Source organism: Ancylobacter sp. TW_SC_1 (assembly GCF_056836805.1).
Window position 1 is genome coordinate 1,464,807 of the sequence record NZ_CM166365.1, and the last position, 17,778, is coordinate 1,482,584.

The 17,778-nt window shown below is 67.1% G+C and carries 22 protein-coding genes and 1 other RNA gene; 10 read left to right on the forward strand and 13 right to left on the reverse strand.

Translation table 11 applies throughout. The features are described 5' to 3' along the window. Window positions 1–4: 4 nt before the first annotated feature. Window positions 5–283, reverse strand: a complete 279-nt coding sequence (locus AC1PZ7_RS06700; RefSeq protein ID WP_482358715.1) for a ribbon-helix-helix domain-containing protein — start codon at window positions 281–283, stop codon at window positions 5–7. Beyond that, entirely contained in the window at window positions 280–468 is a 189-nt protein-coding gene (locus AC1PZ7_RS06705; protein WP_482358716.1) for a DUF4169 family protein, read from the reverse strand. Before AC1PZ7_RS06705 ends, AC1PZ7_RS06700 begins: the two co-directional genes overlap by 4 nt. A 420-nt stretch (window positions 469–888) precedes the next feature. On the opposite strand from AC1PZ7_RS06705, the gene fumC reads away from it, so the two are divergent. Further along, the gene (gene fumC, locus AC1PZ7_RS06710; protein ID WP_482358717.1) at window positions 889–2,280 is read left to right on the forward strand and encodes a class II fumarate hydratase; all 1,392 of its coding nucleotides are present in this window, start codon (window positions 889–891) and stop codon (window positions 2,278–2,280) included. A gap of 132 nt (window positions 2,281–2,412) precedes the next feature. Then, window positions 2,413–3,018, forward strand: coding sequence for a Spy/CpxP family protein refolding chaperone (locus AC1PZ7_RS06715; protein ID WP_482358718.1), 606 nt, complete (start codon window positions 2,413–2,415; stop codon window positions 3,016–3,018). A gap of 58 nt (window positions 3,019–3,076) precedes the next feature. Here AC1PZ7_RS06715 and AC1PZ7_RS06720 read toward each other — a convergent pair whose 3' ends face one another. Together AC1PZ7_RS06720 and AC1PZ7_RS06725 are read right to left on the reverse strand one after the other, a co-directional pair. Beyond that, window positions 3,077–3,556, reverse strand: a complete 480-nt coding sequence (locus AC1PZ7_RS06720; RefSeq protein ID WP_482358719.1) for a GNAT family N-acetyltransferase — start codon at window positions 3,554–3,556, stop codon at window positions 3,077–3,079. A gap of 123 nt (window positions 3,557–3,679) precedes the next feature. Further along, window positions 3,680–4,474, reverse strand: a complete 795-nt coding sequence (locus tag AC1PZ7_RS06725; protein WP_482358720.1) for a thymidylate synthase — start codon at window positions 4,472–4,474, stop codon at window positions 3,680–3,682. Window positions 4,475–4,662: 188 nt separating this feature from the next. Between AC1PZ7_RS06725 and AC1PZ7_RS06730 the strand changes: the two genes are divergently transcribed. The 5 genes from AC1PZ7_RS06730 (at window position 4,663) to AC1PZ7_RS06750 (ending at window position 7,977) form a co-directional block, all read left to right on the forward strand. Next, complete coding sequence (locus AC1PZ7_RS06730; RefSeq protein WP_482358721.1) at window positions 4,663–4,980, forward strand: hypothetical protein; 318 nt, start codon at window positions 4,663–4,665, stop codon at window positions 4,978–4,980. A gap of 19 nt (window positions 4,981–4,999) precedes the next feature. Next, window positions 5,000–5,355, forward strand: a transfer-messenger RNA (tmRNA) gene (ssrA, locus tag AC1PZ7_RS06735). 52 nt (window positions 5,356–5,407) lie between these two features. Continuing rightward, a complete protein-coding gene (locus tag AC1PZ7_RS06740; RefSeq protein WP_482358722.1) occupies window positions 5,408–6,160 on the forward strand; it encodes a ClpXP protease specificity-enhancing factor SspB in 753 nt (250 codons plus the stop codon). Window positions 6,161–6,181: 21 nt separating this feature from the next. After that, entirely contained in the window at window positions 6,182–7,471 is a 1,290-nt protein-coding gene (locus AC1PZ7_RS06745; protein WP_482358723.1) for a flavin monoamine oxidase family protein, read from the forward strand. Then, a complete protein-coding gene (locus AC1PZ7_RS06750; protein WP_482358724.1) occupies window positions 7,468–7,977 on the forward strand; it encodes a dihydrofolate reductase in 510 nt (169 codons plus the stop codon). Before AC1PZ7_RS06745 ends, AC1PZ7_RS06750 begins: the two co-directional genes overlap by 4 nt. A 16-nt stretch (window positions 7,978–7,993) precedes the next feature. On the opposite strand, the gene AC1PZ7_RS06755 is transcribed toward AC1PZ7_RS06750, so the two are convergent. From AC1PZ7_RS06755 to ispH, 5 genes are all read right to left on the reverse strand, one after another. Beyond that, the gene (locus AC1PZ7_RS06755; protein WP_482358725.1) at window positions 7,994–8,635 is read right to left on the reverse strand and encodes a tetratricopeptide repeat protein; all 642 of its coding nucleotides are present in this window, start codon (window positions 8,633–8,635) and stop codon (window positions 7,994–7,996) included. Window positions 8,636–8,724: 89 nt separating this feature from the next. Beyond that, complete coding sequence (gene ykgO, locus AC1PZ7_RS06760) at window positions 8,725–8,850, reverse strand: type B 50S ribosomal protein L36 (RefSeq protein WP_013167868.1); 126 nt, start codon at window positions 8,848–8,850, stop codon at window positions 8,725–8,727. 151 nt (window positions 8,851–9,001) lie between these two features. After that, window positions 9,002–9,514, reverse strand: coding sequence for a ribonuclease HI (gene rnhA / locus AC1PZ7_RS06765; protein ID WP_482358726.1), 513 nt, complete (start codon window positions 9,512–9,514; stop codon window positions 9,002–9,004). Beyond that, window positions 9,511–10,503 carry a homoserine kinase gene (locus AC1PZ7_RS06770; RefSeq protein WP_482358727.1) on the reverse strand — a complete coding sequence of 331 codons (993 nt, stop codon included), beginning with the start codon at window positions 10,501–10,503 and terminating at the stop codon, window positions 9,511–9,513. Before AC1PZ7_RS06770 ends, rnhA begins: the two co-directional genes overlap by 4 nt. A 15-nt stretch (window positions 10,504–10,518) precedes the next feature. Beyond that, window positions 10,519–11,490 (reverse strand): 4-hydroxy-3-methylbut-2-enyl diphosphate reductase, encoded by a 972-nt coding sequence (ispH, locus tag AC1PZ7_RS06775; protein WP_482358728.1) that lies wholly within the window; start codon window positions 11,488–11,490, stop codon window positions 10,519–10,521. 304 nt (window positions 11,491–11,794) lie between these two features. Here ispH and AC1PZ7_RS06780 point away from each other — a divergent pair, with 304 nt between their 5' ends. Further along, a complete protein-coding gene (locus tag AC1PZ7_RS06780; protein ID WP_482358729.1) occupies window positions 11,795–12,502 on the forward strand; it encodes a DUF1013 domain-containing protein in 708 nt (235 codons plus the stop codon). Between the two features lie 122 nt (window positions 12,503–12,624). Here the strand turns inward: AC1PZ7_RS06780 and AC1PZ7_RS06785 are convergent, their stop codons facing one another. Together AC1PZ7_RS06785 and AC1PZ7_RS06790 are read right to left on the reverse strand one after the other, a co-directional pair. Continuing rightward, on the reverse strand, window positions 12,625–14,553 hold the full coding sequence (locus AC1PZ7_RS06785; protein ID WP_482358730.1) for a propionyl-CoA synthetase: 1,929 nt from the start codon (window positions 14,551–14,553) through the stop codon (window positions 12,625–12,627). Between the two features lie 220 nt (window positions 14,554–14,773). Further along, on the reverse strand, window positions 14,774–14,950 hold the full coding sequence (locus AC1PZ7_RS06790) for a YdcH family protein (protein WP_482358731.1): 177 nt from the start codon (window positions 14,948–14,950) through the stop codon (window positions 14,774–14,776). Window positions 14,951–15,164: 214 nt separating this feature from the next. Here AC1PZ7_RS06790 and AC1PZ7_RS06795 point away from each other — a divergent pair, with 214 nt between their 5' ends. Beyond that, entirely contained in the window at window positions 15,165–15,371 is a 207-nt protein-coding gene (locus AC1PZ7_RS06795; RefSeq protein ID WP_482358732.1) for a YdcH family protein, read from the forward strand. 126 nt (window positions 15,372–15,497) lie between these two features. On the opposite strand, the gene AC1PZ7_RS06800 is transcribed toward AC1PZ7_RS06795, so the two are convergent. After that, window positions 15,498–15,983, reverse strand: a complete 486-nt coding sequence (locus AC1PZ7_RS06800) for a redoxin family protein (protein WP_482358733.1) — start codon at window positions 15,981–15,983, stop codon at window positions 15,498–15,500. A gap of 137 nt (window positions 15,984–16,120) precedes the next feature. Continuing rightward, window positions 16,121–16,954: a protein-disulfide reductase DsbD domain-containing protein gene (locus AC1PZ7_RS06805; protein WP_482358734.1), complete on the reverse strand. Its 834-nt coding sequence runs from the start codon at window positions 16,952–16,954 to the stop codon at window positions 16,121–16,123. 146 nt (window positions 16,955–17,100) lie between these two features. Here AC1PZ7_RS06805 and AC1PZ7_RS06810 point away from each other — a divergent pair, with 146 nt between their 5' ends. Further along, window positions 17,101–17,727, forward strand: coding sequence for a YqgE/AlgH family protein (locus AC1PZ7_RS06810; RefSeq protein ID WP_482358735.1), 627 nt, complete (start codon window positions 17,101–17,103; stop codon window positions 17,725–17,727). Window positions 17,728–17,778 lie beyond the last annotated feature (51 nt).

Below are 17,778 nucleotides of genomic sequence, written 5' to 3' on the forward strand. Positions count from 1 at the left end.
GGGTTTACGCAACGGTAGAGCGTGCGGCCGCGTGGCGATCTGCCGGTTCGTGACTGTCACGCGATGCGGGCTGGCCGCGGTAATGGGCCAGGACATAAAGGCGGATCGCCGAGGACAGATTGCCCTGATTGCGCCCGGAATCGATCGAGGCGACAATTTCCGACAGGGTGCTGCGCCGGTTGGCGGCGATCTCCTTCAGCGCGTCCCAGAACTGGTCCTCCAGACTGACGCTCGTCTTGTGCCCTGCAATTACAATCGACCGCTTAACCACGGGGCTCTTCATGTGTCGTCCTCTCGTATGCGCCTATGCCCGTCGAGCGAATTTTCTCTCAGTCGCTCCGTAGTGGCCTCGAGCTCGCGCTGAGCCTTTGATCGGCCGAACTCCAAACGCCGAGTGGCGGCATTTTGTTCCGCTTCGACGCGCACCATTCGCTTGCGGTGGCGGTTGAGATTCACGACGTCGCCCATGCGCTTCTCCGGATTATCGGCGGGTGAAGGATCGTCGGACGGCCCTACTTCTGCGAGTAGTTGTTAGTGCTCTCATAATATTGGCAAAAATTGGATGTTTCCGAGAATTGGATGAAACCGGGCTGTTCGCCCGTGGATGAGTTTCGTCATCGTCGAGCCCTTGCGCGGAAAGGCGTTGCCGGTCATGCGGTAGGGGATATGGGGTATTCCGGGACCAGTTTTGCCGTCGTTCTCACACGCGATTTTGTCGTCGCTCACGTCTTTGTGATCTCGCGTGGAGGAACCTCGCCGCCGGTCACAACTCGGTCCGAGGTCGCATTTTCCCCCTACGCCGCGCGTGCTAAACCGGCCCCGCACATTCCGGTGTGTCCTGCTGTCCGCGGCGCGACCCTGACGACGCCGATCCGAAAGGCTTTGACGATGAGCAACACCCGCATCGAAACCGATACGTTCGGTCCAATCGAGGTGGAGAACGACAAGTACTGGGGCGCGCAGGCGCAGCGCTCGCTGGGCAATTTCAAGATCGGCTGGGAGAAGCAGCCGCTGCCGGTGATCCGCGCGCTGGGCGTCATCAAGCGGGCGGCGGCGGAAACCAATCAGGCGCTCGGCCATCTCGATCCGACGGTTGCCGCGGCCATCGTGGAGGCAGCGCAGGAAGTCATCGACGGCAAGCTCGACGCGCATTTCCCGCTCGCGGTCTGGCAGACCGGCTCGGGCACGCAGTCGAACATGAATGCCAATGAGGTCATTTCCAACCGCGCCATCGAGAGGCTCGGCGGCGTGCTCGGCTCGAAGAAGCCGGTACACCCCAATGACCACGTCAATATGAGCCAGTCGTCGAACGACACCTACCCGACCGCGATGCATGTCGCGGCAGCGGTCGAGATCGTCCGCCGGCTGATCCCGGCGCTCGCCAAGCTGCGCGACGCGCTGGGCGAGAAGGCCGAGCAGTGGCAGCACATCATCAAGATCGGCCGCACCCATACCCAGGACGCCACGCCGCTGACCCTCGGCCAGGAGTTCTCCGGCTACACGCAGCAGGTGACGAGCGGCATCGAGCGTATCGAACTGACGCTGCCGCGGCTGATGGAACTGGCGCAGGGCGGCACGGCGGTGGGCACCGGGCTGAACGCGCCGGTCGGTTTCGCGGAGATGGTGGCCGAGAAGATCGCCGCCATCACCGGCCTTCCCTTTACCTCGGCACCGAACAAGTTCGAGGCGCTCGCCGCCCATGACGCCATGGTGTTCTCGCATGGGGCGATCAACACGGTGGCAGTGTCGCTGTTCAAGATCGCCAACGACATCCGCTTTCTCGGCTCCGGCCCGCGCTCGGGCCTTGGCGAACTGGCGCTGCCGGAGAACGAGCCGGGCTCCTCGATCATGCCGGGCAAGGTGAACCCGACGCAGTGCGAGGCGCTCACCCAGGTCTGCGTGCAGGTGTTCGGCAACAATGCCGCGCTCAGCTTCGCCGGCAGCCAGGGCCATTTCGAGCTCAACGTCTACAACCCGGTGATGGCGTATAATTTCCTGCAGTCGGTGCGCCTGCTGGCCGATGCCGCGATCAGCTTCACCGACAATTGCGTCGTCGGCATCGTGCCGCGCGAGGACAACATCAAGGCGGCGCTGGAACGCTCGCTCATGCTGGTGACGGCGCTGGCGCCGAAGATCGGCTATGACAACGCCGCCAAGATCGCCAAGACCGCGCACAAGAACGGCACCACGCTGCGCGACGAGGCCGTCGGCGGTGGCTATGTCACCAACGAGGAGTTCGATGCGATCGTTCGCCCGGAGAAGATGATTTCTCCGGGTTAATGGATATTCATCAACCTGAATGACTGTTCATCTACGTTTCTGAAAGTCATTATCTTTCATTACCGAAGTTTCATTTGAGATTCGTCGGTATTCGCTTCAACATCGGCCTCACCTTCACAGGAGATGAGGCCGATGAAACGCACGATTATCGCGGCAGCAGCTGCCGCCCTTCTGGCCAGCGTCACGTTTGGCATCGCCGCTCCGGAGTTCCGCTCCGGCGAGCACCCCCGCCCCAGCCCGGCGCAGATGGCCGACTTCGCCGGCGCGATGAGCGATGCGCGCATCGCCGCGCTCAAGGCGGGGCTGCGCCTCACTGCCGATCAGGAGAAGCTGTGGCCGGCGCTGGAGAGCGCGCTGCAGGAATCGTCCAAGGAACGCATCGAGCGGCGGGCCGAGCGCGCCGCCGAACGGGCCGAGCGGCCCAAGGGCGAGCGTCCGGACGTGATCGTGCGGCTGCGCCAGCACGCCGACGGCATGATGCAGCGCGGCGAGGCGATGAAGAAGGTGGCGGATGCCGCCGCTCCGCTCTTCGACAGCCTCGACGAGGCCCAGCAGCGCCGCTTCGCCATCCTGTTCAAGCAGGCGCAGCATCCGCACATGGCCTTTGCCGGTCCCGACCGCGAACGCGGCCCGCACCACTTCGGTCCCGGCCCGGATGGCCCGATGCACCACCGCATGCCGCCCGGCCCGATGCCGGATGGCCCGGACGCTCCGCCGCCGGATGGCGAACCGCTCTGACCGGGGCGCCCGCCCCCGACACCGTCAGCCGCCGGCATCCCGCCGGCGGCTTTCTCGTTCAGCCGGCGGCGAGCTTGGCCAACGCTACGCCGGTGACGCGCTGCATGGTCCATTCGTCGAGCGGCACGGCGCCCACCGAGCGGTAGAAGCGGATGGCGGGCTCGTTCCAGTCGAGCACGTTCCATTCGAAGCGGCCGAGCCTCTCCTCGACGCAGCGCTTCGCCAGCTGGCGCATCAGCGCGGTGGCGATGCCGTTGCCGCGAAAGGCGGGGCGCACGAAAATGTCTTCGAGGAAGATGCCGTGCCGGCCGCGAAAGGTGGAATAGGTGTAGTACCAGAGCGCGAAGCCGGCCGGCGCGCATTCCCGTTCGGCGATGTCGCAGAAGACGCGCGGCTGCGCGCCGAACAGGTCGCGCTCGACGTCCTCGGCGGTGGCCTCGACCTCGTGCCGCAGTTTCTCGTATGCCGCGAGCTCGCAGACGAAGTCGAAGATGAGCCGGGCGTCGTCCGGCCGGGCGGGGCGGATGGAAAGGGACATGGATCGGTCTTCGCTGGCGTGGGCGTCATCCCGGACGGCCGCAGGCCGATCCGGGATCGCATGAAGGATCGGGGATGACCCCGGCTCTCGCCGCGCGCGGCCGGGGTGGGGGGCGGGGAATTCCTACACCGCCACCGGCGCCTTGATGGCGGGGTGGGGGTCGTAGCCTTCAATGGCGATGTCCTCGAAGCGGAAGGCGAAGATGTCGTCCACGGCCGGGTTGAGCTTCAGAGTCGGCAGCGCCCGCGGCGCGCGCGAAAGCTGCTCGTTCACCTGTTCGAGGTGGTTGAGATAGATGTGCGCGTCGCCGAAGGTGTGGACGAAGTCGCCGACCCTCAGCCCCGTGACCTGCGCCACCATATGGGTCAGCAGCGCATAGGACGCGATGTTGAAGGGCACGCCGAGGAGGATGTCGGCGGAGCGCTGGTAGAGCTGGCAGGACAGCCTGCCGTCCAGCACGTAGAACTGGAACAGGCAGTGGCAGGGCGGCAGCGCCATCCGCGGAACGTCGGCCGGGTTCCAGGCCGAGACGATCAGCCGGCGCGAATCCGGATTGCGGCGGATCTCGGCGACGACCTGCGCAATCTGGTCGATCACGCCGCCGCGCCCATCCGGCCAGGACCGCCACTGATGGCCATAGACCGGGCCGAGATCGCCGTTCGCGTCCGCCCATTCGTTCCAGATCGAGACGCCGTTTTCCCTGAGATAGGCGATGTTGGTGTCGCCGGCGAGGAACCACAGCAGTTCGTGGATGATCGATTTGAGGTGCAGCCGCTTGGTGGTGACGAGCGGAAAGCCCTCCGAGAGATCGAAGCGCATCTGGTGGCCGAACACGGAAAGCGTGCCCGTGCCGGTGCGGTCGTCCTTGCGCGTGCCCTCGCGCAGCACCCGTTCGAGGAACTCGTGATATTGCCGCATGCCTATCGTCCCATCGGACCTGAGTGCCACTACATATAGCGCATCGCGGCGAAAGGCGCAGGAGGCGCGGGCGCCGGCGGCGCGCCTTATCGACAATTTATGGGTGGGCTGCGACCCGGCGGTATCATGGGAACCTTCGTGTTCCGGCCGAATTGTCGTGAGGCGGAAGCCGCCAGAGGGAGGAGCCCATGACCCAGAGCACCGAAGCCCTTCACGTCGAGCATCATCGGCTGCGCATGCACCTGAACCTGCTCGAAAAGGATGCCACGCACCCGCTCGATTTCGTGGTCGAGAATGCGCACACCGTGCCGGCTCTGGTGCTGCGCGAGGGCCAGGCGCTGCGCAGCGCGCATTCTTCCGTGCGGCTCGACTACGAGCTGATGCGGCAGATCCTCATGGAATCGCTGCGGACACGGATCGCCGCGCTCGACGAGAAGCTGGTGGGAACGGTCGGCGGCACGCGGCCGATCGAACATCTCCAGTATGGCGATCAATCCGAGGCATAAGCGGGTATCCCGCCCGCAGCCCCTTCCAACCGGGCGGCAGAGGCCCTATATTCATTTTGCCGGCGCAAGCCGGCTATGGCGATAAACGGACATCGGAATAAACTCTTCGGACCCGGGGGCAGTACCCGGCGCCTCCACCCGAGCCCATCGAGAATGGTGAGTTCCGGCGGGGGCGAAACAGGATCGACGAGAGCGTAAAGGGTCTTCTTTCGCCCGGCATGGTACCGCCGTCATCGGACCAAACATATAGTTGCCAACGACAACTATGCTCCGGTTGCTCAGGCCGCGTGAGCGGTTTGATCTACGGAAAATAAGTCCAAGCGGGTAGCACCGTGAGGCGGGGTTCGCAGGCACCTGGCAACAGAAGCCTGCACTTCATTCACAAGTCCGGCTGGCGGTCGGGGCTGGAATCGGGTTCATTGTCGGCATGAGCGTCGATCTTATCCGCTACGACCTGCTTGTGCAGGATGCGCTGCGCAGCGTCGTGCGCCGCGTGCTGACCGATGTCGCGCGCGACGGGCTGCCCGGCGATCACCATCTCTATCTGTCCTTCGACACGCGGGCTGCCGGTGTGCGGATTTCGCCGCGATTGAAGGAACGCTATCCGGAAGAGATGACCATCGTGCTGCAGCACCAGTTCTGGGACCTGCAGCTCACGGACCAGTTCTTCGAGGTCGGGCTGTCCTTCAACGGCATTCCCGAGCGGCTGCACATTCCCTATGCCGCGCTCAAGGGTTTCTTCGATCCCTCCGTCAAGTTCGGGCTGCAGTTCGAGCCGGTGGCCGAGGAGGACGAGGTCGAATCCGAGGAGACGCACACTGAGCCGGCATCGCCCGCGCCGGTGACGTCGATCGGCGAGGCGCGACCGACGTCGGTGCCCTCCACGCGCGCGCCCACCCGAGGTTCCGAGGCCGAGCCGGGCGAGAAGTCGACCGCCACGAGCGCGCCGGGCAGATCCGAATCGGCCAAGCCTGCAGCGTTGAAGCCCGCCGCCTCCCCGAGGGCGGAGCCGAAGCCGGCGAGTGCCAAGGCGGGGGGCGCCTCCACCGCCAAGCCCGAAGCCAAAGCCGAAAGCAAGCCGGAGCTGGTGCGCAAGGAAGCGGCCGGTGAAGGCGAGCCGAAGGACGGCGGTTCGGGCGGCGCCCAGGTCGTGCGCCTCGACGCCTTCCGCAAGAAGTAACCTCCAGACAAGAAGTGACCCGTGGCGGCACAGCATGAGGTGATCGTCATCGGCGCCGGTGCGGCGGGTCTTGCCGCCGGCGCTCGGCTGCATCGGGCCGGCATCGACGTTCTGGTGGTCGAGGCGGCCGCGCGCACCGGCGGGCGCGCCTTCACCGACACCGCGACGTTCGGCGTCGCCTGGGATCGTGGCTGCCACTGGCTGCATTCGGCCTCGGTCAACCCGCTGCGGGCGGCGGCGGACGAGCTCGGCCTCGCCTATCTCGCGCGGGGCAATCGCCAGGCGCGCGAGACCCATCTGGGCGAGCGCTGGGCGGACGAGGCCGAGCGCCAGGCGATCTGGCGGGCGATCGATGGCGGGTTCGCCGCGATCCATCAGGCCGGCGACGAGGGCCGCGACATCGCCGCCAGCGAGGTGATCGACGCGTCGAGCCCGTGGATCCGGCTGATCCGCCATTGGGCGGCGCTGATGACCGCGACGGAAGTCGAGCGGGTATCCACCCTCGACTACGCCGCCTATTCCGACACGGCGGAAAACTACCCGGTCGAGAAGGGCTATGGCGCGCTGATCCAGGCGGCGGCCGTCCGCGTGGCACCGGACCTGCCGGTCGTCACCGGCTGCCCGGTCTCGGCCGTCGACTGGTCGGGCGAGGGCGTGGCGCTGGAGACGCCACGCGGCACCCTGAAGGCCCGGCTCGCCATCGTCGCGGTGCCGACGAGCATTATCGCGCGCGGCGGGCTGCGATTCGCGCCGCTGCTGCCGAGCGAACTGGCCGAGGCGTTCGAGGCGCTGCCACTCGGCGCGGCGGAGAAGGTGGCCTTCCTGTTCGACCGCGACGTCTTCGGCGTCGAGCCGACGACCTATGTCGACACGCTCGACCTCAACCATCCCGACCGCAAGCCGATCAATTTCGTGCTCAACCCGTTCGGCGCCCACATGGCCATCGGCCAGCTCGGCGGCGACAATGCGGCGCGGCTGGTGGCGGCCGGTCCCGCCGCGATGCGGGATTTCAGCCTCGCGGCGCTGAAGGACGCCTTCGGCGCGGAGATCGCGACGCATGTCGTCGGCGTCGCCACCACCGGCTGGGTCGCCGACCCGCTGATCGGCGGCGCCTATAGCTGCGTGCTGCCGGGCCTGGCGCATATGCGGGCGCGGCTCGCCGGGTCCAATGCCGAACCGCTCGGCGAGCGGATCCTGTTCGCCGGCGAGGCGGTGTCGGCGCACGCCTATTCCACCGCCCACGGCGCGCATGAGAGCGGCCTCGCGGCGGCCGATGCCGCGTTCGCGCTGCTGCGCGGGAGGATGGCATGAGCGTGCTGACCCTCGTTGCCGCCGTCGCCGAGAACGGCGTGATCGGGCGGGGCGACGAGTTGCCCTGGCACATCTCGGGCGACCTCAAGCGTTTCCGCGCCATCACTTGGGGCAAGCCGATCCTGATGGGGCGGCGCACCTTCGAGTCGATCGGCAGGCCCCTGCCGGGCCGCACCAGCATCGTCATCACCCGCGACACCGGCTTCGTGCCGCCGGAGGGCGTGCTGGTCGTGCCCTCGCTGGAAGCCGCGTTCGAGCGCGGCGGGCAGGAGGCCGCGCGGCTCGGCGTCGACGAGATGGCGGTGATCGGCGGCGCGCAGATCTACGCGCAGGCCTTTCCGCATGCCGCGCGGCTGCGTCTCACCGAGGTGCATGGCCGTCCCGAGGGTGACGTGCATTTCCCCGCCTTCGCCCGCGGCGACTGGCGCGAGGTCGGCCGCGAGGGGCCGATCCAGGGCGAGAAGGACGAATACGCCTTCAGCTTCGTCGATTACGAGCGGGTGTGAGGTCGACCGGAAGAGATCAGATCGGCCGGCCCTCGACGCTGATCGACAGCGTCTTCTCCATGTCCCCGACCTCGTCGAGGTGGGGATAGATGGCGAGCGCATTGCGCGTGGCTTCCAGCGCGTGCTTCTCGTCGCCGATCTCCTTGCAGATGATGGCGATGCCGGCCCAGGCGCCATAGTGGCGCGGCTCGCGCGTCACGACCTGCCGGAGGTCGGTCAGCGCGTCGGAATAGTCCTGCTTCAGGAAGAACACGGTGGCGCGCTTGTTCCAGGCCTCCAGATGGTCGGGCTCGATCTTCAGCACGCCGTCGAGCAGCGTGATCGCGAGGTCGAAATCCTTGGCCTGCGTCGCCAGCGCGGCGCGGCTCATCAGCAGGTCCGCCGTGTCGCTGTCCGAGGGGGTGAGGGCGATGTCGATGCGCTCGGCGATGCCCTTGGCCGATTCCTTGTCGGGCGCGGCCTTGAGCGCGGCGAACAGCGCATCGAGCCGCTTGGCGCGGTCGGGCTCCTGGGCGGCTCCCAGATTGCTCGCTGAAGGCGTGTCGGCGCTGCGGGGCGCGAGGGCCGGCTTCTCCGTCGCGGCGGGCGGAGGCGCGTTCTGGGCAAAGGCGCCGAAGGGCGCTGAGGCGACGATCAGGGCAACAAAAAGGGCGCGCATGGCTCCAGTCTAGGAGCGATGGCGCCCTCGTTCAATGTTGCAGGGCAGCAGGCCGCGAAATCGTGAACGCGGTCGGTCGCCCGGAACGCTCAGCCCTGGCGGGCCTTGAAGCGCTTCTGGGTCTTGTTGATGATGTAGACGCGGCCCTTGCGGCGCACCAGACGGTTGTCGCGGTGACGGCCGAGCAGCGACTTGAGCGAATTGCGGATCTTCATGACACTAAACCTTCGGATCGACGGCGCCTGCGTATGAGACGGCGCCCCATGGCCGCGTCCCGATCCGCCAGCAGAAATTGAGGCCCGGCTGATAGCGGAGCGGAGGGGCGTTTGTCAATCTCGGGACGACTTTTCCCCGCCCGGAAGGCGCTTATTCCATGCCGCGGCGGGCTTTGTAGGGCGCCATGCCGGCGCGGGCGAGTTCGTCGGCGCGCTCGTTCATCTCGTCGCCGGCATGACCCTTTACCCAGTGCCAGCGGAGGTCGTGGCGCTCGATCGCCGCTTCCAGCCGCTCCCACAGGTCGACATTCTTCACCGGCTTCTTGTCGGCGGTGCGCCAACCATTGCGCTTCCAGCCGGCAATCCATTTGGTGATGCCGTTGCGCATATATTCGCTGTCGGTGTGCAGATCGACCGTGCAGGGGCGCTTGAGCGCCTCCAGCGCGGAAATCGCCGCCATCAGCTCCATGCGGTTGTTGGTCGTGGGGGATTCGCCCCCCGACAGTTCCTTTTCCGAGCCGGCATAGCGCAGGATCGCCCCCCAGCCACCGGGGCCGGGATTGCCGGAGCAGGCGCCGTCGGTCCAGATCGCGACGATGCCCTTCGGCGCCGGTGTCGGCGCGTCGTCGGCGAAGACGCGGGCGGTGCCCGGAGCGGTCTTCACGTCGTAGACTCCTTGGCCCGGCCGGCAATGATGCCATAGTCGCGCGGGTTCTCGACCGAGCGGTGGAAGCGCAGCTTGCGCAGATATTCCAGTGGGTCGTGCGGGCGCACCAGCGCGCCGGGCGGCACGTTCAGCCAGTCGACGAGGCGGGTCAGCAGGAAACGCAGCGCCGCCCCGCGCGCGAGCAGCGGCAGGGCCGCGATCTCGTCCGCCCCGAGCGGCCGCTCGGCCTGATAGCCGGCGAGCAGGGCACGGCCCTTGGTCTGGTTGTAGGCGCCGTCCGCCTCGAAACACCACGCGTTGAGGCAGATGGCGACGTCGTAGGCCAGCTGGTCGTTGCAGGCGAAGTAGAAATCGATCAGCCCGGACAGCCGGCCATCGGTGAAGAACACATTGTCGGGGAAGAGGTCGGCGTGGATCACTCCCGCCGGCAGGCCGCTCGGCCAGCGCGCCTCCAGCACGGAGAGTTCGTCGGCGATGAGGGCGGAAAGTCCGGGCGCGACCGTGTCGGCGCGCGCCGACGCCTGGTCGTAGAGCGGGCGCCAGCCGGCGACAGAGAGCGCGTTGACGCGGCTGGAGGCGGTGAAATCGGCCCCGGCCTTGTGCAGCCCGGCCAGCGCGCCGCCGAGCGCGGCGCAATTGGCGGCGGTGGGCCGGCGCACCGACATGCCGACGAGGAAGGTGGCGATCAGCGCCGGCCGCCCGGCCAGCGTGCCGAGCGCCACGCCCTCGCGGTTCCTCACCGGCTGCGGACAGTCGATGCCGCGCCTCGCCAGATGCTCCATCAGGCCGATGAAGAAGGGCAGGTCGGCCGGGTTCACCCGCTTCTCGTAGAGCGTGAGGATGAAGCTGCCGGCCTCGGTCTGCAGCAGATAGTTCGAGTTCTCGACGCCTTCCGCGATGCCCTTGAAGGCACGCAGCCGGCCAATGTCGTAGGTGGCGAGGAAGGCTTCGAGCTCTTCCGGGGAGACGTCGGTGTAAACGGCCATGGGGTCGGTTCGGGCCTATTCCGCTGCGTCGGGGCGCAGCTGCCGGGGCAGCGGGAAGAAGACGTCCTCATGCGCGGTGTGCACGGTCTCGACCGTGACCGCATAGCGCTCGGCGAAGGCGTCGATGATCTCCTCGACGAGGATCTCGGGCGCGGAGGCGCCCGCCGTGATGGCGAGCGAGGAGATCGTGCCGAACAGGTTCCAGTCGATGTCGCTCGCCCGCTGCACGAGCTCCGCGACGGCGCAGCCCTCGCGCTCGGCGACTTCGCGCAGGCGCTGGGAGTTGGAGGAGTTCGGCGCGCCGACCACGATCATCGCGTCCACCTGCGGGGCGACGCGCTTGACCGCTTCCTGCCGGTTGGTGGTGGCGTAGCAGATGTCCTCCTTGTGCGGCGCCACCATGGCCGGGAAGCGCTCCTTCAGGATCGCCACGATCTCGGCGGTGTCGTCGATGGAGAGGGTGGTCTGCGTCGTGTAGGCGAGGTTCTCGGGATCGCGCGGGGTGAAGCGGCGTGCCTGCTCGGCGGTCTCGACCAGCGCGACGGAGCCCTCGGGAAGCTGGCCCATCGTGCCGATCACCTCGGGGTGGCCGGCATGGCCGATCAGCACCACCTCGCGTCCCTTCTTGTGATGAACGGTGGCCTCGCGGTGAACCTTCGTCACCAGCGGGCAGGTGGCGTCGATGGCGAAGAAATTGCGCCGCGCGGCGTCGTCCGGCACCGCTTTCGCGACCCCGTGGGCGGAGAAGATCACCGGCGCGGCGGTGCCTGCCGGTATCTCGTGCAGTTCTTCCACGAAGATGGCGCCCTTCGCCTTCAGTCCCTCGACGACATATTTGTTGTGCACGATCTCATGGCGCACATAGACCGGCGGGCCGTAGATCTCCAGCGCCCGCTCCACCGCGTCGATGGCGCGGACCACGCCGGCGCAGAAGCCGCGCGGAGCGCACAGAAGAACGCGCAGGGGGGGCTTTAGGGCAGGGGGCATCGCTTCGTCCGTGGGGGGCATGCCGTCGATGGCTCGTCCGAGGGCTCGTCATCGTCATGGGTGGCGCGGCCCGCGCTGTCAAGCGGCGGGCAGGAGGGCGCGCGGCGTCGCCGCTTCTCAATTGCCTTGGCGCCGTGGCGCGCTTATATTGCGAATATCCCGGTCATCGCGAGACGGTCCGAGGCTCCGCCCCCTAGGGGTGGGCGGAGCGCGTGAGGAAGCTTGCGCGGCCGAACGACCTATTCTGCGCGCCAATCTCGGTTTCAAGGCCAGCTTGGCGCATCAATGGATGGAGATGCGTCCAATGGCGAACGCCCCACTGATGCCGAAGGCCACCGCCGTGTGGCTGGTCGAGAACACCGCTTTGAGCTTCGACCAGATCGCGGACTTTTGTAAGCTCCATGTGCTTGAGGTGAAGGGCATCGCCGATGGCGAGGTCGCGCAGGGCATCAAGGGCCTCGACCCGGTCTCCACGGGCCAGCTCGCCCGCGAGGAGATCGAGCGGGCCGAGAAGAACCCGAACCATCACCTGAAGCTGCTGGAATCGAAGGTTCGCCTGCCTGAGCCCAAGCGTCGCAGGGGCCCGCGCTACACGCCGGTTTCCAAGCGTCAGGATCGTCCGAACGCGATCCTCTGGCTGCTGCGCAACCACCCCGAGCTGAAGGACAGCCAGGTCATGCGCCTGGTGGGCACGACCAAGACGACCATCGAGTCGATCAAGGAGCGCACCCACTGGAACGCGCCCAACCTGACGCCGATGGACCCCGTGACGCTCGGCCTGTGCTCGCAGATCGATCTCGACATCGAGGTGCAGCGCGCTTCCAAGGACCGTCCGGCCGCCGCGCCCGGCGCCGACAGCGGCGTCACCCTGCTTCCGGTCGACGTTTCCACCGGCGTGGCGCCGGAGCCCTTCGTGCCCGCTCGCAAGCCGCGCGAGGAGGCGATCGACCTCGAGACCGTGTTCGCCAAGCTCGGCGGCTCGCGCAAGAGCGAGGCCGAGGACGAGGAATGAGCCATCGGTCGGCTCGTCTCCATCGGCGCTGAGCGCCGGAGACGAGCCCATCGCAGACACACGAAAAAGCCCGGAGCGGACGCCGCTCCGGGCTTTTCAATTTCCGGCCGCTTGCGATGGGCCTATGCCGCCGACGCCTTGGCGAGCCCGCGTGCGCCGAGGGCGACGGCGATCTCGTCCAGCGAGGCGGGATCATCGATCGTCGCCGGCATGTTCCACGGCTCGGCGTCGGCGATCTTCTTCATCGTGCCGCGCAGGATCTTGCCGGAGCGCGTCTTGGGCAGGCGGTTCACGGTTATGGCGAGGCGGAACGCCGCCACCGGGCCGATGCGCTCGCGCACCAGCGCGACGATCTCGGTCTCGATGTCGGCAGGAGAGCGCGCGACGCCCGCCTTCAGCACCACGAAACCGCAGGGCACCTCGCCCTTGAGCTCGTCATGGATGCCGATCACCGCGCATTCGGCGACATCGGCATGGGCGGCGAGCACTTCCTCCATGCCGCCGGTGGAGAGGCGATGACCGGCGACATTGATGATGTCGTCGGTGCGACCCATGATGAAGAGCTGGTCGCCGACATCCTTGAAGCCGGCATCCGCCGTCTTGTAGTAGCCGGGGAATTCCACGAGGTAGCTCTCGAGGAAACGCTCGTCCTGCCGCCACAGCGTGGGCAGGCAGCCGGGCGGCAGCGGCAGCTTGATGGCGATGGAGCCCATGCGGTCGGCGCCGACGGGGTGCCCGCCCTCATCGAGGATGTCGACCTGGTAGCCGGGCATCGGCACGCCGGTCGAGCCGACGCGGATCGGAAGGGCGCCGAGGCCGACCGGATTTCCGGCGATCGCCCAGCCCGTCTCCGTCTGCCACCAGTGGTCGACCACCGGCACGCCGAGCTTGGCTTTCGCCCATTCCACGGTGTCGGGGTCGGCGCGCTCGCCGGCAAGGAACAGCGTGCGCAGGCTGGAGCGGTCGTAATCGCGCATCAGCAGCCCTTCCGGGTCTTCCTTCTTGATGGCGCGGAGCGCGGTCGGCGCGGTGAACAGCGCCGCGACCCGGTATTCCTCGATCACCCGCCAGAAGGCACCGGCATCGGGCGTGCCGACGGGCTTGCCCTCATACAGCACGGTGGTGCAGCCGGCGAGCAGCGGCGCGTAGATGATGTAGGAGTGACCGACCACCCAGCCGATGTCGGAGGCGGACCAGAACACCTCGCCGGGCTCCACGCCGTAGAGCCCCTCCATCGACCAGCGCAGCGCCACCATGTAGCCGCCCGTGTCGCGAACGACGCCCTTCGGTTTCCCGGTCGTGCCGGAGGTGTAGAGGATGTAGAGCGGATCGGTCGCCTCGACCGGCACGCAGTCGGCCGCGGTGCCCTCGGCGATGATCCGCTCGCGCATCTGTGCCCAGTCACGGTCGCGGCCGGGCTGCAGCTTGGCTTCCACCTGCGGGCGCTGGAAGATCACGCAGGCGTCGGGCTGGTGCTTCGCCATGGTGAGGGCGAGGTCGAGCAGCGGCTTGTAGGTGACGATGCGCGAAGGCTCGATGCCGCAGGAGGCGGAGAGCACGACCTTGGGCTGCGCGTCCTCGATGCGGCTGGCGAGTTCCGCCGCGGCGAAGCCGCCGAACACGACCGAATGGACGGCGCCGATGCGCGCGCAGGCGAGCATGGCGAACACCGCCTCGGGGATCATCGGCATGTAGACGACGACCCGGTCGCCCTTGCCGACACCGAGTTCGCGCAGCATGCCGGCGAGCACGCTCACCTCATCCTTCAGTTCGTCAAAGGTGACGGTGCGCTTCGCCCCGGCGACCGGGCTGTCGTAGAAGATCGCCGGCTGCGCGCCGCGTCCGGCCGCGACGTGGCGGTCCACCGCATTGTGGCAGACATTGGTGGTCCAGCCGGGGAACCAGCGTCCGTAAACGCCGAGGTCTTGGTCGAATACCCTCCGGCCTTCCTCCATCCAGTCGATGGCACGGGCGGCATCGCGCCAGAAGGCCTCCGGGTCACGGATCGACTGGGCGTAAATGTCGGGGTAGCGGCTGCCGGAAGCGGTCATCGCTGGCGTCTCCCAAGGATATCATTTTTGTTATCCGCGACATTCCCGTGTCTCGGGCCGCGTTGCAAGAACGCTCAATTGCTTACGTCCTTCGTCGAGTGCCGTGTCTCGCAAGGATCGAGGATTTCAGGGGCCCGAAATGCGAACCGCCGGCGTAACGCCGGCGGCCGAGGATCGTCCCGGTTGATGCGGTCGACCCGGAGTGTCCGGATGGCCCGGCCTAATGGAGCGTCGCCCCTTTCAGCCGCGCGATTTCATCCTTGAGGTGCAGTTTGCGCAGCTTGAGGTCGGCGACGCGTACGTCATTGGTCGACGGTCGGGTGACCTCGTCACGTAGTTGCTTCTCCAGTGCCTGGTGGCGTCGTTCCAACTCCGCAACATGCGACTGCATGGACATGGACACGATCTCCTGTCTTCCGAAGTGAACGTCATCAGTCTGTCACGAGCGCACCCGGCTGTCGACGAAACGATGCGCTGCGCTGCACCATGGTAGCCGATGGTAGGGCGGGTGGTGACGGGCGGTTGCAGCCGGCCATCAGCGCGGCAATACTCTCGCCGGCTCCCGCAATGGCCGGGGCGAGTCGGGGTTTTGGGTCGAGCGTTTGACACAGATGACGGCGGATGAGGAACGCGAGTTCCTGGCTCTTCTCGAGCGCCTGCGGCAGGAACATCGCGATCTGGATGTCGCGATCGAGGCGTTGCAGGAAATGCCCGGCAGCGACCAGTTGCAGCTCGCGCGGTTCAAGAAGCGCAAGCTGCTGCTCAAGGATCGCATCGGTTATATCGAAGACCAGATCTGTCCCGACATCATCGCCTGACGGCGCTGGCCGCGGCTCTTGCTGCTTCATTCCGGACGGCTGCAGGCCGGTCAGGCATTGCTCCGCGGACGCAGAACGATCCCGGCGCGACGGCTGCGCCGTCGGCCGGGATGATGATTGACCGGCTCAGAACTGCGTGAGCAGCACGTCGGCATTGGTCTTGTCGGCTTTGCTGGGCACGTCCTCGACATTGAGGATCAGCACCTCGCCGTCGTCGACCAGCATGGAATAGCGCTTGGAGCGCACGCCGAGACCGGCGGCCGCGGCATCGAAGTCGAGGCCGAGCGCCTTGGCGAACTCGCCATTGCCGTCGGACAGGAACACGATCTTGCCGCCGGCGTTCGACGCCTTCTCCCACGCCTCCATGACGAAGGGATCGTTCACCGCCGTCACCGCGATGGTGCTGACACCCTTGGCGAGAATTTCTTCCGCGCGGGCGATGAAGCTCGGCAGGTGGTTCTTGTGGCAGGTGGGTGTGAAGGCGCCGGGAACCGCGAACAGGACGACCTTCTTGTTGTTGAAGATCTCCTCGGTGGATTTCGGCACCGGGCCGTCCGCGGTGGCGACGCGGAAGGTGACGCTCGGCAGCTGGTCGCCGACCTTGATCGTCATGGGATGTTTCCTTTCATACGCTGTAAATCGGGCGGGAAACGGAGCCCGCCGCATGGCCGCGCGGAAAGGCGCCCACCGCGACCGGCGGGCCCGGTCGAGGGGTAGAATAGCCATTTCCCGCGTATCGGGAAGCCGTGTCAGCGTGCGGAAAGGGGGGCATCCACCTCGATCGCACGGTCGCCGTCGACGAGGGTGAAGCGCAGCCGTGCGCCGGCGATATCCGATCCCTTTGGCACGCCATCGACGGGAAGCCGGAAAGTCGTGAGCCCGTCCGGGCCGGTCTCGCGCTCCGGCAGGGGCAGCGCCCAGTCCTCGTTGGGGCCCTCGATGAAGAGGTCGGCCTTGCCGGCGTCGAGGACCTGCGTCTCGACGCGGATCGACGGGCCGTTCTCGCCCTGGCTGAGCACGGCGGCAGAGATCCCCGGCTCGCCCGCCTTGCCGAGCGCGGCGCGGCGCGGCACCGCGGCCAGTGCCTCGGTGAGCGCGGAAGGGGAGGTCGCGGCGCCTTCGGCCGGAAGGTTCAGCGCGAGCGAGGCATTGGCCGGCTGGCAGATCTTGCCGCAGACGGCGAAATCGAGATTGAGCTTGAGCTCGACCGGCTTGCCCGGATCCTTCGGCGTGATGCGCAGCGGTAGCACCACGTCCTTCTTGTAGCCGATGGAGAAGGAACCGCCATCGTCGAAGCGTATCGGCGCCGGCCACAGGACCTCGATGTCCGCGACGTTCTGCGAGCCGGCCCAGTCGAAATGCGGCGGCACGCCGCTGTCGCCGGGATAGCGCCAGTAGGTCTTCAGGCCAGGTGTAAGCCGGATTTCCACGCCGCCGAGCAGCGTCCCGCCGTCGGATGCGCCGGCAACGAGCCGCGCGGCGGTGCCGCCGGGCGAGGACCAGTCCGACATCGGCTCGGCCCAGGCAGCGCTCACGCCCATCAGGGGCGCGGCGGCAAGCGTGCAGACGGCGAGGGATCTCAAGCACAAAAGCATGGCAATGCCGTAGCGCCTCGCGGCCGGATGGGAAAGCGCTCGCGGTCGCACTTTCATGTGAGGCTGGCCGTGCGATCGAGGCTGCGAGTCTGAGCGGGCTTGAAAATGCCTCGGCGGGGGGTAGGTTTTCCCTTATGTGGATCGGACGAGAACGTTGCATGGGTTCCGGTGACCAGTCGGGCGGGACTTTTCTCGACGGACAGATGCTGGTTGCCATGCCGGGCATGCGCGACGAGCGTTTTGCCCGCGCCGTGATCTATCTGTGCGCGCATTCCTCGGAAGGCGCGATGGGGATCGTCGTCAACCAGCCGGCGCATCATGTGAGCTTCTCCGACCTTCTGGTGCAGCTCGACATCATCCCGCAGGATCAGCGCATCCATCTGCCGCGCGATGCCGGCGGCGTGAAGGTGCTGCGCGGTGGGCCGGTGGAGACCGGGCGCGGCTTCGTGCTGCACAGCGCCGATTTTTTCATCCAGGATTCGACCCTGCCGATCGACGACGGTATCTGCCTCACCGCGACGCTCGACATATTGAAGGCGATCGCCACCGGCGACGGCCCGGCGAGCGCGGTTCTTGCGCTCGGCTATGCCGGCTGGGCGCCGGGTCAGCTCGAGAACGAGATCCAGCAGAATGGCTGGCTGCATTGCCCGGCCGATTCGGCGCTGGTGTTCGATGCCGAGGCGAACGAGAAATATGATCTCGCCCTGCGCAAGATCGGCATCGATCCGGGCATGCTCTCGACCGAGGCCGGCCACGCCTGATCGGGCGGGCACCGGGCCTCCTTGAGCCGCCATCTCCAGGAAATTCCGGGC